At 40.0% G+C, this 15,010-nt stretch carries 11 protein-coding genes; 9 read left to right on the forward strand and 2 right to left on the reverse strand.

Features of this window, described 5'->3' with window-relative positions:
• Positions 1-29 precede the first annotated feature (29 nt).
• From yycF to N8O43_RS04850, 4 genes are all read left to right on the forward strand, one after another.
• A complete protein-coding gene (yycF, locus tag N8O43_RS04835; RefSeq protein ID WP_000722072.1) occupies positions 30-737 on the forward strand; it encodes a response regulator YycF in 708 nt (235 codons plus the stop codon).
• Entirely contained in the window at positions 730-2,079 is a 1,350-nt protein-coding gene (gene vicK / locus N8O43_RS04840) for a cell wall metabolism sensor histidine kinase VicK (protein ID WP_261089622.1), read from the forward strand. Before yycF ends, vicK begins: the two co-directional genes overlap by 8 nt.
• A 1-nt stretch (position 2,080) precedes the next feature.
• Positions 2,081-2,890, forward strand: coding sequence for an MBL fold metallo-hydrolase (locus N8O43_RS04845; protein ID WP_261089623.1), 810 nt, complete (start codon positions 2,081-2,083; stop codon positions 2,888-2,890).
• 84 nt (positions 2,891-2,974) lie between these two features.
• On the forward strand, positions 2,975-3,748 hold the full coding sequence (locus tag N8O43_RS04850; RefSeq protein WP_261089624.1) for a potassium channel family protein: 774 nt from the start codon (positions 2,975-2,977) through the stop codon (positions 3,746-3,748).
• 36 nt (positions 3,749-3,784) lie between these two features.
• Here the strand turns inward: N8O43_RS04850 and N8O43_RS04855 are convergent, their stop codons facing one another.
• Together N8O43_RS04855 and N8O43_RS04860 are read right to left on the reverse strand one after the other, a co-directional pair.
• Positions 3,785-4,132, reverse strand: coding sequence for a DUF6568 family protein (locus N8O43_RS04855; RefSeq protein ID WP_261089625.1), 348 nt, complete (start codon positions 4,130-4,132; stop codon positions 3,785-3,787).
• A 110-nt stretch (positions 4,133-4,242) separates the two neighbouring features.
• Positions 4,243-5,961, reverse strand: coding sequence for a phospho-sugar mutase (locus tag N8O43_RS04860; protein ID WP_000121686.1), 1,719 nt, complete (start codon positions 5,959-5,961; stop codon positions 4,243-4,245).
• Positions 5,962-6,114: 153 nt separating this feature from the next.
• Between N8O43_RS04860 and N8O43_RS04865 the strand changes: the two genes are divergently transcribed.
• From N8O43_RS04865 to pulA, 5 genes are all read left to right on the forward strand, one after another.
• Positions 6,115-8,016, forward strand: a complete 1,902-nt coding sequence (locus N8O43_RS04865) for an ABC transporter ATP-binding protein (protein WP_261089629.1) — start codon at positions 6,115-6,117, stop codon at positions 8,014-8,016.
• A 2-nt stretch (positions 8,017-8,018) separates the two neighbouring features.
• A complete protein-coding gene (locus N8O43_RS04870) occupies positions 8,019-8,882 on the forward strand; it encodes an Rgg family transcriptional regulator (protein WP_261089631.1) in 864 nt (287 codons plus the stop codon).
• 79 nt (positions 8,883-8,961) lie between these two features.
• Positions 8,962-10,140, forward strand: a complete 1,179-nt coding sequence (locus tag N8O43_RS04875; protein WP_261089632.1) for an MFS transporter — start codon at positions 8,962-8,964, stop codon at positions 10,138-10,140.
• A 92-nt stretch (positions 10,141-10,232) separates the two neighbouring features.
• The gene (gene ligA / locus N8O43_RS04880) at positions 10,233-12,191 is read left to right on the forward strand and encodes an NAD-dependent DNA ligase LigA (protein WP_261089633.1); all 1,959 of its coding nucleotides are present in this window, start codon (positions 10,233-10,235) and stop codon (positions 12,189-12,191) included.
• Between the two features lie 153 nt (positions 12,192-12,344).
• The gene (gene pulA / locus N8O43_RS04885) at positions 12,345-14,627 is read left to right on the forward strand and encodes a type I pullulanase (protein WP_261089635.1); all 2,283 of its coding nucleotides are present in this window, start codon (positions 12,345-12,347) and stop codon (positions 14,625-14,627) included.
• Positions 14,628-15,010: the final 383 nt, after the last annotated feature.

The following is a 15,010-nucleotide window of genomic DNA, read 5'->3' on the forward strand; positions in this document are numbered from 1 at the left end:
GGTATAATAGTAGAGAAAAAGGTGAACATATGAAAAAAATATTAATTGTAGATGATGAAAAACCAATCTCGGATATTATCAAGTTTAATATGACCAAGGAAGGTTACGAGGTTGTAACTGCTTTTAACGGTCGTGAAGCACTAGAACAATTTGAAGCAGAGCAACCAGATATTATTATTCTGGATTTGATGCTTCCGGAAATTGATGGTTTAGAAGTTGCTAAGACTATTCGCAAGACTAGTAGTGTGCCTATTATCATGCTTTCGGCTAAAGATAGCGAATTTGATAAGGTTATTGGTTTGGAGCTTGGAGCGGATGACTATGTGACAAAACCCTTCTCAAATCGTGAGTTGCAGGCGCGTGTTAAAGCTCTTCTTCGTCGTACGGACTTGGTTTCTGTAGATAATCAAGAGTCAGATGAAAAGAAAACCCAACCTTTGCAAATTGGGGACTTGGAGATTGTGCCAGATGCTTATGTAGCTAAAAAATACGGTGAAGAACTAGACTTAACCCACCGTGAATTTGAGCTCTTGTACCACTTGGCTTCTCATATTGGTCAAGTGATTACACGTGAGCACTTGCTTGAAACTGTTTGGGGTTATGATTATTTCGGAGACGTTCGAACAGTTGACGTAACTATCAGACGTTTGCGTGAGAAGATTGAAGACACACCAAGTCGTCCAGAGTATATCCTAACACGTCGCGGTGTTGGTTATTATATGAGAAATAATGATTGAATTGATTAGAAAAAATATTCTTACTAGTGATTTTATCTTCATTTTAATTTTATTGGGTTTTATCTTGATTGTTACCTTGCTTTTGCTAGAAAATCGCAGGGATAATATTCGGTTGAAGCAAATCAATCAAAAGGTAAAGGACCTGATTGCAGGAGATTATTCTCAGGTATTGGATATGCAGGGAAGTTCTGAAATCACTAATATTACCAATAATCTCAATGATTTATCAGAAGTAATCCGTTTGACCCAAGAAAATCTTGAACAAGAGAGTAAACGATTACACAGTATCCTCTCTTACATGACGGATGGTGTCCTCGCGACCAATCGTCGTGGTAAGATTACTATGATTAATGACATGGCTAAGAAACAGCTAGGTGTTCAGAAGGAAGATGTTCTAAACAAAAGTATTCTAGAATTGCTTAAGATTGAAGATGAGTATGAACTTCGTGATTTGATTACCCAAATTCCTGAACTCATGATTGATTCTCAGGATGCTAATGGAGAGTATCTGAGCCTTCGTGTACGCTTTGCCTTGGTGCGTCGTGAGTCTGGCTTTATCTCAGGTTTGGTTGCTGTTTTGCATGATACGACGGAGCAGGAGAAGGAAGAGCGCGAAAGGAGACTCTTTGTTTCTAACGTTAGTCATGAGCTACGGACTCCTCTGACCAGTGTAAAATCCTATCTTGAAGCCTTGGATGAAGGTGCCTTGTCAGAACCGGTCGCACCGGACTTTATCAAGGTATCTCTAGATGAAACCAATCGTATGATGCGTATGGTAACGGATCTTCTTCATCTTTCAAGGATTGATAATGCAACCAGTCACCTGGATGTGGAATTAATCAACTTCACTGCCTTTATAACCTTTATCCTCAACCGTTTTGATCAGATAAGAGGGCAGGACGAAGAGAAGAAATATGAACTGGTGAGAGATTATCCAATTACCTCAGTCTGGATAGAGATAGATACAGATAAGATGACACAGGTGATTGATAATATTCTCAACAATGCCATTAAATATTCTCCAGATGGTGGAAAAATCACAGTGACCATGAAGACGACTGATGATCAGATGATTTTATCCATCTCAGACCAAGGATTGGGTATTCCTAAGCAGGATTTGCCACGTATCTTTGACCGTTTCTACCGTGTGGATCGTGCTAGAAGTCGTGCCCAAGGTGGAACAGGTTTAGGACTGTCTATTGCCAAAGAAATTATCAAACAACATAAGGGCTTTATTTGGGCCAAGAGTATATATGGTAAGGGTTCAACCTTTACCATTGTGCTCCCTTATGATAAGGATGCAGTGAAAGAAGAAGTATGGGAGGACGAAGTAGAAGACTAGAATGAGTGAAACAGGCTTTAAATACAGTATTTTAGCGTCGGGTTCCAGTGGAAATTCCTTTTATCTGGAAACCCAAAAAAAGAAACTTTTAGTGGATGCAGGCTTATCTGGTAAGAAAATCACCAGCCTACTTGCTGAAATAAATCGCAAACCAGAAGACCTGGATGCCATCTTGATTACCCATGAGCATTCAGATCATATTCATGGAGTAGGAGTTTTGGCTCGCAAGTATGGTATGGATTTGTATGCCAATGAAAAGACCTGGCAGGCTATGGAAAATAGCAAGTATCTTGGCAAGGTAGATTCTTCACAAAAGCATATCTTTGAAATGGGTAAAACCAAAACATTTGGAGATATCGACATCGAGAGTTTTGGTGTGAGTCATGATGCAGTCGCACCGCAGTTCTATCGCTTTATGAAAGATGATAAAAGTTTTGTCCTTTTGACAGATACAGGTTATGTTAGTGACCGTATGGCGGGGATTGTCGAAAATGCGGACGGCTATCTTATCGAGTCCAACCATGATGTAGAGATTTTGCGAGCAGGTTCTTACGCTTGGCGACTCAAACAACGAATCCTATCGGATCTGGGTCACCTTTCTAACGAGGATGGTGCTGAAGCTATGATTCGGACGCTAGGAAATCGCACTAAGAAGATCTACCTTGGGCATTTATCTAAGGAGAATAATATCAAGGAGCTGGCTCACATGACCATGGTCAATCAGCTAGCACAAGCTGATCTGGGAGTCGGAGTAGACTTTAAGGTTTATGATACCTCACCAGATACCGCAACACCTTTGACAGATATATAAAAAAGAAGGCATTCGCCTTCTTTTTTATATATTAGTAGATATTTGGTGTGGTATAATGTTTAAAAATGTTTTAGGAGAAATGATGTGAAAAGAAAATGGTTATTTAAGGATTACTATGACACATCGATTATCATACTTGCGTTGATATCTGTTGTTCTAGTCTTGCTTGGATTTGCTGAGATGGTCGATTTGGACAATCCTCCGTACAATATTATTGATTTACTACTTTGGGGTGTTTTTGTGGTAGATTATGGATGGCGGTTCTTTTTAAGTAAAGAGAAATGGCGATTCATAATTGAAAATATCTTTGATCTGCTAGCTATCCTGCCTTTAAATGCTATTTTTACAGTGTTTCGATTAGGACGTATCTTTCGTTTAGCAAGGCTGACAAAATTACTGAAACTGACTCGTCTTTTAAGAATCGTTGGATTAACTGGCAAGCTGGAAAAGAAGGTAAGCAAACTCTTACGAACAAATGGCTTACTTTATATTCTTTATCTCAATTTCTTTATTGTATTGCTAGGGAGTTCGATTTTATCCGTTGTTGAAGAAAAATCTTTCTCAGATAGTCTTTGGTGGTCTCTTGTAACCGTAACGACAGTGGGTTATGGGGATATTATTCCTACTTCAATTTTTGGTAAATGGTTAGCTGTCTTATTAATGCTTGTCGGTATTGGAACAATAGGAATGTTAACGAGTGCCTTGACGAACTTTTTTGTAAAAGATAATCCAGGTGAACAGATAAAACTTGATAAACTACAAGACGAATTATCGAGCCAAAGAATATTAATAGAGAAACAATCTGAGAAAATCGAAGAACTACAGCGAATGATACAAGATTTGATTGAAAAAAGGTAATTTTGACCATTTAAAAACCACTCGATGAGTGGTTTTTTACAATCCTGCAAATTCTTTGATTTCTTGTGCTGACATTGAAGAGTCGCAACGGACATTGATTTGTCCATCCGTAATGTGAACAAAGCCTGGTACTGTTGGGATTCCGTAGCGTGAGCGGAATGCTTGCAACTCATTGAGTTGGCTTGCTTCTTCACTATTGATGAAGTAGATGTGAGCTTTGGTTTCAGCTACGACACCTGCCAAAGTACCAGCAAATTTACGGCAGTAAGGGCAAGTTTTGCGACCGATAAAGAAGGTTGCAGTTTCTTTATTATCAAGAGCTTCTTGCGCACGCGCAACTGTAGTGACTTCAAGGTCTTTGATATTATCTAAAAATTGTTCCATGAGATTACCTCGCTTTCATTGATATGTCTAGTATGCCATAAAGTTTCTAAAATTGCTTAGATTTGATACGAAAAAAAGATGAGATTGGTTGGTCTCATCTTTTTAGGTCTTTATTTTACAAAAGCATTGATTTCCGCTTCGATGTTAGCAATTTTAGCTTGTGATTCTTCGTTGGTTTCACCTACAACTGCAATGTAGAACTTGATTTTTGGTTCTGTCCCTGAAGGGCGAACGGCAATCCATGAACCGTCAGCAAGTGTGTATTTCAACACATCACTTGGAGGAGTTGTTAAGTTTGTAACAGTACCGTCAGCAGCAGTAGCAGTTTGTGCCTTGAAGTCTTCTACGACAGTGATAGCTGTTGCGTTCCATTCTTTTGGAGCATTGTTACGGAATTTAGCCATAATCGCTTTGATTTGTTCTGCACCATCGACACCTGAAAGGGTAACAGAGATAGTCTTTTCAGCGTAGTAGCCGTATTCTTTGTAGATTTCTTCGATACCGTCAGCAAGTGTCAAACCACGTGAACGGTAGTAGGCAGCAAGTTCAGCAACGACTAGAACGGCTTGGATAGCGTCTTTATCACGTACGAATGGTTTGATCAAGTAACCGAAGCTTTCTTCAAATCCCATCATGTAAGTGTGATTGTGTTTTTCTTCGAATTCTTGGATTTTTTCAGCGATAAATTTGAAACCAGTCAAAACGTTGAACATGGTTGCGCCGTAGCTTTCAGCAATCTTCGTTACCAAGTCAGTTGATACGATAGATTTACATAGGGCTGCGTTTTCTGGAAGAGTTCCAGCGTTTTTGTGGGCTTCCAAGATGTATTTAGCCATGATAGCACCGATTTGGTTACCTGAAAGGTTGAGGTAGCTACCATCTTTTTGAAGAACTTCAACACCAACACGGTCAGCATCAGGGTCAGTTGCCACAAGAACATCTGCACCAACTTGACGACCAAGTTCTTCAGCAAGGGCAAAGGCTGCTTGGCTTTCTGGGTTTGGAGATTTTACAGTTGAGAAGTCAGGATCGGCAGTTGCTTGCGCTTCAACGACTTGAACAGAGTCAAATCCTGCTTGGGCAAGAGCGCGACGAGCCAACATTTCACCAGTACCATGAAGTGGTGTGTAGACAATTTTCATGTCTTTACCAAATTCTTCAATCAAGGCTGGGTTGATGTTTACGTCCTTAACTTCTTTAAGGTATTCTACGTCAACAGCTTCGCCGATAACTTCAATCAAACCAGAAGCTTTTTCAGCTTCCACATCAGCAACTTCAACTGCAAATGGGTTTTCGATAGCACGGATATAAGTAGTCAAAGCGTCCGCATCGTGTGGAGGCATTTGTCCACCGTCTTCACCATAAACCTTGTAACCGTTAAATGGAGCAGGGTTGTGGCTGGCTGTGACCATGATACCAGCGAAACAGTTGAGGTGACGAACTGCAAATGAGAGTTCTGGAGTTGGACGGAGGCTTTCAAATACGTAAGATTTGATGCCGTGTTTAGCAAGAACTGCCGCAGATTCAAAGGCAAACTCAGGTGAGAAGTGACGGCTATCGTAGGCGATTGCGACACCACGTTCTTTTTCATTTCCACCTTTAGACTCAATCAAACGAGCCAATCCTTCAGTAGCTTGACGAACAACGTAGATGTTGATGCGGTTGGTACCAGCACCAATCAAGCCACGCATCCCTGCAGTACCAAATTCAAGATTTGTATAGAAGGCATCTTCCTTTGTTTTTTCGTCCATATTTTCCAAATCTTGACGAAGGTAGTCAGGAAGCTCCGCAAAATCAACCCATTTCTGGTAATTTTCTTGGTAAGACATTGAAATTCTCCTTTTTGTAAATTGTTTTAACCGTTCACATTATAGCACTTTTTGGCGTTTTAGTAAAACCTTAGCATAATTTTCAGAATAGAGGTGACATATGCCGGTTTATCAAGTCTTGAATGCCTTAGAGAAACATGCTATACTACTTGTATGATTATTTTACAAGCTAATAAAATTGAACGTTCTTTTGCAGGAGAGGTTCTTTTTGATAATATCACCCTGCAAGTTGATGAACGAGATCGAATTGCTCTTGTTGGGAAAAATGGTGCAGGTAAGTCTACTCTTTTGAAGATTTTGGTTGGAGAAGAGGAGCCAACTAGCGGAGAAATCAATAAGAAAAAAGATATTTCTCTGTCTTACCTAGCCCAAGATAGCCGTTTTGAGTCTGAAAATACCATCTACGATGAAATGCTTCATGTCTTTGATGACTTACGTCGAACTGAGAAACAACTTCGTCAGATGGAGCTAGAGATGGGAGAAAAGTCTGGTGAGGACTTGAATAAGCTGATGTCAGATTACGATCGCTTATCTGAAAATTTTCGCCAAGCAGGAGGCTTTACCTACGAAGCTGATATTCGAGCGATTTTGAATGGATTCAAGTTTGACGAGTCTATGTGGCAGATGAAAATTGCTGAGCTTTCTGGTGGTCAAAATACTCGTTTGGCGCTGGCCAAAATGCTTCTTGAAAAGCCAAATCTCTTGGTCTTGGACGAGCCAACCAATCACTTGGATATTGAAACCATTGCCTGGCTAGAGAATTACTTGGTAAACTATAGTGGTGCCCTCATTATTGTTAGTCACGACCGTTATTTCTTGGACAAGGTTGCGACAATTACGCTAGATTTGACCAAGCATTCTTTGAATCGCTATGTGGGCAATTACACTCGTTTTGTCGAGTTGAAGGAGCAAAAGCTAGCTACTGAGGCAAAAAACTATGAAAAGCAACAGAAGGAAATCGCAGCTCTTGAAGACTTTGTCAATCGTAATCTAGTCCGAGCTTCAACGACCAAACGTGCCCAATCTCGACGCAAACAACTGGAAAAAATGGAGCGTTTGGACAAGCCTGAAGCTGGTAAGAAATCTGCCAACATGACCTTCCAGTCTGAGAAAACGTCTGGTAATATTGTATTGACTGTTGAAAATGCGGCTGTTGGCTATGATGGGGAAGTCCTGTCACAACCAATTAACCTAGACCTTCGTAAGATGAATGCTGTTGCTATTGTTGGACCAAACGGTATTGGAAAGTCAACTTTTATTAAATCAATCGTGGACCAGATTCCTTTTATCAAGGGGGAAAAGCGCTTTGGGGCTAATGTTGAGGTTGGTTACTATGACCAAACCCAAAGCAAGCTGACACCAAGTAATACTGTACTGGATGAACTCTGGAATGATTTTAAACTGACACCAGAAGTTGAAATTCGTAACCGTCTAGGTGCCTTCCTTTTCTCAGGAGATGATGTTAAAAAATCAGTCGGCATGCTGTCTGGTGGCGAAAAAGCTCGTTTGCTTTTGGCTAAATTGTCTATGGAAAACAACAACTTCCTGATTCTTGACGAGCCAACCAACCACTTGGATATTGATAGCAAGGAAGTGCTAGAAAATGCCTTGATTGACTTTGATGGAACTCTTCTATTTGTCAGCCATGACCGTTACTTTATCAATCGTGTGGCAACTCATGTACTGGAATTGTCTGAGAATGGCTCGACTCTTTACTTGGGTGATTACGACTACTATGTTGAGAAGAAAGCAGAAATAGAAATGATTCAAACTGAGGAAGCTTCAACTAACAATCAAGTAAAAGAATCAAGTCCAGTCAATGATTATCAGGCTCAGAAAGAAAGTCAAAAAGAAGTTCGCAAACTCATGCGACAAATCGAAAGTCTAGAAGCTGAAATTGAAGAGCTAGAAAGTCAAAGTCAAGCCATTTCTGAACAAATGTTGGAAACAAACGATGCTGAAAAACTGATGGAATTACAGGCTGAGCTGGACAAAATCAGCCACCGTCAGGAAGAAGCCATGCTTGAATGGGAAGAATTATCAGAGCAGGTGTAAAGATGGAACATCTTGGAAAAGTATTTCGTGAATTTCGGACAAGTGGAAATTATTCTTTAAAGGAGGCGGCAGGGGAGTCTTGCTCTACCTCTCAGTTATCTCGCTTTGAGCTTGGGGAGTCTGACCTAGCAGTCTCGCGTTTCTTTGAGATTTTGGATAACATTCATGTAACAATCGAAAATTTCATGGATAAGGCTAGGAATTTTCACAATCATGAACATGTTGCCATGATGGGACAAATTGTGCCACTTTACTACTCAAATGATATTGCAGGTTTTCAAAAGCTTCAAGAAGAACAACTTGAAAAGGCTAAGAGTTCGACAAATCCACTCTATTTTGAGCTGAACTGGATTTTGCTACAAGGTCTGATTTGTCAAAGAGATTCGACTTATGAGATGAAGCAGGATGATTTGGATAAGGTAGCAGATTATCTTTTCAAAACAGAAGAATGGACCATGTATGAGTTGATTCTTTTTGGAAACCTCTATAGTTTCTACGATGTGGACTACGTCACTCGAATTGGTAGAGAAGTGATGGAGAGGGAGGGATTTTATCAAGAAATTGGTCGCCATAGAAAACTGGTCTTGATTTTAGCCCTTAATTGTTACCAGCATTGTTTAGAGCATCTTTCTTTTGACAATGCAAGATATTTTGAGACTTATACAGAGAAGATTATTGGTAAAGGTATTAAACTTTATGAGCGTAATGTTTTCCATTATTTAAAAGGTTTTGCCTTGTATCAAAAGGGACAGTGTAAAGAAGGTTGTAGTCAAATGCAAGAGGCCATGCACATTTTTGATGTGCTAGGTCTTCCAGAGCAAGTAGCCTACTATCAGGAACACTACGAAAAATTTGTCAAAGATTAATTTTCCCAAATAAGGGAAAAAATAAAAAGCTCCTTTCGGTTTTGATACAATAGTTTCAAAATTTGAGAGGAGTTTTTATATGAATCGCTATGCAGTACAGTTGATTAGTCGTGGAGCTGTTAATAAGATAGGGAATATGCTCTATGATTATGGAAATAGTGTCTGGTTGGCGTCCATGGGGACTATCGGACAGACAGTTTTAGGGATTTATCAGATTTCTGAACTCGTCACATCTATTCTCGTGAATCCCTTTGGCGGAGTTATTTCAGACCGTTTTTCTCGTCGTAGGATTTTAATGGTGACAGACCTTGTTTGTGGGATTCTTTGTCTGGCTATTTCTTTTATAAGGAATGATAGCTGGATGATTGGGTCTTTGATTTTTGCCAACATTGTTCAGGCTATTGCTTTTGCCTTTTCTAGACCTGCAAATAAGGCCATTATCACAGAATTGGTAGAGAAGGATGAACTGGTCCTCTACAATTCTCGTTTGGAGTTGGTCTTGCAGGTTGTCAGTGTGAGTTCTCCTGTACTTTCTTTTCTGGTCTTACAATTTGCAAGTCTCCATCTGACGCTCTTACTAGATGCTTTGACTTTTTTTATAGCATTTGTTCTAGTGGCCTTACTTCCAAAAGAAGAACCAATGGTTCAAGATAAGAAACTTTTTACTGGTAAAGATATTTTTGCAGATATCAAAGATGGCTTGCACTATATCTGGCATCAAAAAGAGATTTTCTTTCTCCTGTTAGTGGCTTCCAGCGTTAATTTCTTTTTTGCGGCTTTTGAGTTTTTGCTTCCTTTTTCAAATAAACTATATGGAGTAGAAGGAGCTTATGCGACTATCTTAACCATGGGTGCGATTGGCTCAATTATAGGAGCACTGATAGCAAATAAATTTAAATCAAGTATGAATACACTTTTGTTCTTATTGATTTTAACAGGAGTAGGAGTTTTCATGATGGGTTTGCCACTGCCCAATATTTTAACCTTTTCTGGAAACCTGATTTGTGAACTCTTTATGACGATTTTTAATATTCACTTCTTTACACAGGTACAGACCAAGATTGATGGAGAATATTTGGGTAGGGTATTGAGTACCATTTTTACACTGGCAATTCTCTTTATGCCGATTGCGAAAGGTTTGATGACCTTTCTTCCAAGTGTCCATCTTTATTCTTTCTTGATTATTGGACTTGGAGTTGTCGCCTTATCCTTCTTAGCTCTAGGCTATGTACGAACTCATTTTGAAAAAGAGACATAAGTTTGCTTGGACTTCAAAAATAATTCCAATCTAAGTGTTTTTTCCGCCCTTCTCGTTTGTGAGAAGGGCTTAATTTATGGTAAAATAGTTTTATGAATAAAAGAATGAATGAGTTGGTCGCCTTGCTCAATCGCTATGCGACTGAGTACTATACCAGCGATAATCCCTCGGTTTCAGACAGTGAGTATGATCGCCTTTACCGAGAGTTGGTCGAGTTAGAAACTGCCTATCCAGATCAAGTGCTAGCAGACAGTCCTACCCATCGTGTTGGTGGCAAGGTTTTAGATGGTTTTGAAAAATACAGTCATCAGTATCCTCTTTATAGTTTGCAGGATGCTTTTTCACGTGAGGAGCTTGAAGCTTTTGATGCGCGTGTTCGTAAGGAAGTGGCTCATCCGACCTATATTTGTGAGCTGAAAATCGATGGTTTGTCTATCTCGCTTACTTATGAAAAGGGGATTTTAGTTGTTGGTGCAACACGTGGAGACGGTTCTGTTGGGGAGAATATCACGGAAAACCTCAAGCGTGTTAAGGACATTCCTTTGACCTTGCCAGAAGAACTAGATATCACAGTTCGTGGGGAATGTTACATGCCACGCGCTTCTTTTGACCAGGTTAACCAAGCTCGCCAAGAAAATGGAGAGTCTGAATTTGCCAATCCTCGTAATGCGGCAGCAGGCACTCTGCGACAGTTGGATACAGCAGTAGTTGCCAAGCGCAATCTTGCGACTTTCCTCTATCAAGAAGCCAGTCCTTCAACTCGTGATAGTCAAGAAAAGGTTTTGAAGCACCTAGAACAGCTTGGTTTTGTGGTCAATCCTAAGCGAATCTTGGCTGAAAATATAGATGAAATCTGGAATTTTATCCAAGAAGTAGGAGAGGAACGGGAGAATCTGCCTTATGATATCGATGGGGTGGTGATCAAGGTCAATGATTTAGCAAGCCAAGAAGAACTCGGTTTTACCGTCAAGGCTCCAAAGTGGGCAGTAGCCTACAAGTTTCCTGCTGAGGAAAAAGAAGCTAAACTCTTATCAGTTGATTGGACAGTAGGTCGTACTGGAGTTGTCACGCCAACTGCAAATCTCACACCAGTACAACTAGCTGGTACAACTGTTAGCCGTGCGACCCTGCACAATGTGGATTATATTGCTGAAAAAGATATCCGCAAAGACGACACGGTTATCGTCTATAAGGCTGGAGATATCATCCCTGCCGTTTTACGTGTGGTAGAATCCAAACGGGTTTCTGAAGAAAAACTAGATATCCCTACAAACTGTCCAAGTTGTGACTCTGATTTGTTGCACTTTGAAGATGAAGTAGCCCTGCGTTGTATCAATCCGCGTTGCCCTGCCCAAATCATGGAAGGTTTGATCCACTTTGCTTCTCGTGATGCTATGAATATTACAGGCCTTGGTCCATCAGTAGTTGAAAAACTCTTTGCTGCTAATTTAGTCAAGGATGTGGCGGATATTTATCGTTTGAAAGAAGAAGATTTCCTCCTTTTAGAGGGGATTAAGGAGAAGTCCGCTGCTAAACTGTATCAGGCCATTCAAGCATCAAAGGAAAACTCAGCTGAGAAACTCTTGTTTGGTTTGGGAATTCGTCATGTCGGAAGCAAGGTCAGTCAGTTGTTACTTCAACATTTTCATTCAATCGAAAATCTGGCTCAGGCAGATCCAGAGGAAGTGGCTAGTATTGAGAGTCTGGGTGGTGTGATTGCCAAGAGTCTTCAGACTTACTTTGCTACAGAAGGCTCTGAAATTCTCCTCAGAGAATTGAGAGAAGCTGGGGTCAATCTGGACTATAAAGGTCAGACTGTAGTGGTAGATGCAGCCTTGTCAGGCTTGACCGTTGTATTGACTGGAAAATTGGAGCGACTCAAGCGCTCAGAAGCTAAAAGTAAACTCGAAAGTCTGGGTGCCAAAGTGACAGGCAGTGTTTCTAAAAAGACCGACCTCGTTGTTGCAGGAGCAGATGCTGGAAGTAAACTGCAAAAAGCACAAGAACTTGGTATTGAGGTTCGAGATGAAGCTTGGCTAGAAAGTTTATAAAGAATAGTAGAAGGCTAGGTGTTAGATAGTCTGAAACTGTCTTTCCTAAAGTGTTTTGACATGGATTGAGTCTATCTTGAGTAAGAAATTAAATCGCTGAATCTATCAGCACCACATAAAAAATTAAATTAAAATTAGAAATTAGGAAAAGAAATGTTTAATTACCCTGTAGTCATCCATTTTCATCGAAAAAATGGGGATTATGCAGCCTGTTCATTTAGTAGAAAACAGGCGGACAATGTTGAAAAATTGTATTATGAGAATAACTTTTTTGGAGCAAAGTTCTCATTCACAGTTACAAGTCAAGAGAAGTTAGAAGAACTGAAATTCTCAGTTGAAATTGATGGCAAAGTTAAGGAATATCCCGTGCGTTATAACTACTATCCGCTTCTGACAGAAGTTTGGATTTTAGAGGGCGACGAGACTGTTTATTATTCTGAAAACCCAGCCATTGCTAGTCCTTACTACAAAGATCAAAATCCATTTGCTTTTGATAAAGCAATCCATAGCGCTAGTTTTGATCACCACTGGGGCTACCAAGGAGAACTAGGTTACAGTCTTTCAGATTATCAGACAAGCTTTAAACTTTGGGCTCCTACGGCTACAGCTGTACAGGTGGTTGTCTACGAAAATACCAGCAACGACGCTCCGATTTGGAAAACCTTTAATCTAGAGCGTGGTAATAGCTATACATACAGTCATAAGTACAATACCATTGGTGTTTGGAGCCTAGACTTAGATGAAAATCTTGCTGGCAAGGCTTATCAGTATCAGATTGAATTCCCTCATCACAAGAGTTTGACAAGAGATCCTTATACAACTGCAACCAGTCCTGACGGAAAACGTTCTGTTATTCTCTCTCACAAAGAGAGACAAGTAGATGGATTTGAAGTCAAACATGGAACAGATGCTCCTTGGCGTTTAGATAATCCATGTAAAGCGGTTATCTGTGAAATGCATATTCGAGATTTAACTAAATCTCCAACATCTGGAGTTGCAGAGCATCTCCGTGGAACCTTCCTTGGTGCTGCCCAGACTGGAACGACTAACCAATTCGACCAAGCAACCGCCTTTGACTATATCAAAGCTCTTGGATGCAACTATGTTCAACTCCAGCCTATCTTTGATCGCCATAAGGAATACGATGAGGATGGAAATGCAACCTATAACTGGGGCTATGATCCTCAAAACTACAATGCACCAGAACCAAGTTTCTCCAGCAATCCAGATGATCCAGGACAAGTCGTTCGTGATCTAAAAACGATGGTTCAGGCTTATCATGATGCAGGAATCGGTGTCATCATGGACGTGGTTTATAATCACACCTTTTCAACGGTTGATGCGCCTTTCCAAACAACTGTTCCAGATTATTACTATCGAATGAACCCAGATGGAACCTTCCAAAATGGTACAGGTGTAGGCAATGAAACAGCTAGTGAACATGAAATGTTTCGCAAGTATATGATTGATTCCCTTCTATACTGGGTGCAGGAATACAATATTGACGGTTTTCGTTTTGACTTGATGGGTATTCATGATATCAAAACCATGCAAGCGATTCGTTGGGCGCTAGATGAGGTTGATCCCCGTATTATCACTTATGGAGAAGGCTGGGATATGGGAACAGGTCTTGCGCCTTATGATAAGGCCAAGAAGGACAATGCCTATCAAATGCCAAATATCGGATTCTTCAATGATGATCAGCGTGATGCGGTCAAAGGAGGAGAAGTTTATGGTGCAATCAAGTCAGGATTTGTAAGTGGTGCAGCCACCGAACCAATCATTGCCAAGGCCATTCTTGGTAGCCGAGAATTGGGTTCTTATCTCAGTCCAAACCAGGTTCTCAACTATGTTGAAGCCCATGATAATTATAATCTTCATGATTTGCTGGCAACTCTTCATCCTAATCAAAGTTCAGACCAGATTATGCGCAAGGTTGAGACGGCGACAGCAATGAACCTTCTCATGCAGGGGATGGCCTTTATGGAAATCGGTCAAGAATTTGGACGAACCAAATTAATTCCGACAGGTGAACATGGACAACTCACTCAAGCAGACCGAGAACGTGCTATGAATAGTTACAACGCTCCTGACAGTGTCAACCAAATAAACTGGGATTTAATCAATGAAAGACAAGAAAGCATTGACTTTATCCGTCAAATTATTCGACTGAAAACACAGACTAGTGCCTTTTCTTACCCTACATACGAAGAAGTTTACCGTCATGTCTTTGTCCACACAGCTACAGAAAATAGCGGATGGATTGTTTACGAGATTCACGGGGGACCAGAACATCTATTGGTAGTATTCAATGCCAAGGGAACTTCCTTCTACTTTGAAAATGCAGGAAATTTAGCCATGTTGGTAACCAACAGTCGCTCAAAAGAAGACAATGTTATAGATGATATTAGTCTAGCTGTCTTGAGTGTTTTATAATACCATCTATCTCGCTATTTTAACACAGCAAAATTCCCAGTTATGAGCATTACTAAAAAATCCATTCATTGAAATTGAATGAATAGAAAGAGCTTAGCTAACAGCTCGCTTGTATAGAAAATTTGATAAATATTTTCACGAAACAACGCATCCCATCAAAGTGTTTGAACACTTGATAGGGTGTCTTTTTATTATAAAGACTTTTACCTAGACTCTGTTTCAGTAATCTATGTTAGTTATAGGTCTAATGAACTGAATTTAGAATAGTACAATATTGCTTCTAAAACCTTGTTATAAATTTATTTTAATTCCAACCCCAAATTGTTCATTTCTTGTTTCATTTTATTATAGTACTAATTTATGCTCTTAGAAAATTTCTTCAA

Origin of the sequence: Streptococcus mitis (assembly GCF_946190335.1) — a bacterium.
Lineage (GTDB): Bacteria > Bacillota > Bacilli > Lactobacillales > Streptococcaceae > Streptococcus > Streptococcus mitis_CH.

Coding starts and splice junctions, on each gene's coding strand:
- N8O43_RS04855 (WP_261089625.1), bottom strand. CDS start 4,132: ATGGAACAATTTTTAGATAATATCAAAGACCTTGAAGTCACTACAGTT.
- N8O43_RS04870 (WP_261089631.1), top strand. CDS start 8,019: ATGGAACATCTTGGAAAAGTATTTCGTGAATTTCGGACAAGTGGAAAT.
- ligA (WP_261089633.1), top strand. CDS start 10,233: ATGAATAAAAGAATGAATGAGTTGGTCGCCTTGCTCAATCGCTATGCG.
- N8O43_RS04865 (WP_261089629.1), top strand. CDS start 6,115: ATGATTATTTTACAAGCTAATAAAATTGAACGTTCTTTTGCAGGAGAG.
- N8O43_RS04875 (WP_261089632.1), top strand. CDS start 8,962: ATGAATCGCTATGCAGTACAGTTGATTAGTCGTGGAGCTGTTAATAAG.
- N8O43_RS04860 (WP_000121686.1), bottom strand. CDS start 5,961: ATGTCTTACCAAGAAAATTACCAGAAATGGGTTGATTTTGCGGAGCTT.
- pulA (WP_261089635.1), top strand. CDS start 12,345: ATGTTTAATTACCCTGTAGTCATCCATTTTCATCGAAAAAATGGGGAT.
- N8O43_RS04845 (WP_261089623.1), top strand. CDS start 2,081: ATGAGTGAAACAGGCTTTAAATACAGTATTTTAGCGTCGGGTTCCAGT.
- vicK (WP_261089622.1), top strand. CDS start 730: ATGATTGAATTGATTAGAAAAAATATTCTTACTAGTGATTTTATCTTC.
- yycF (WP_000722072.1), top strand. CDS start 30: ATGAAAAAAATATTAATTGTAGATGATGAAAAACCAATCTCGGATATT.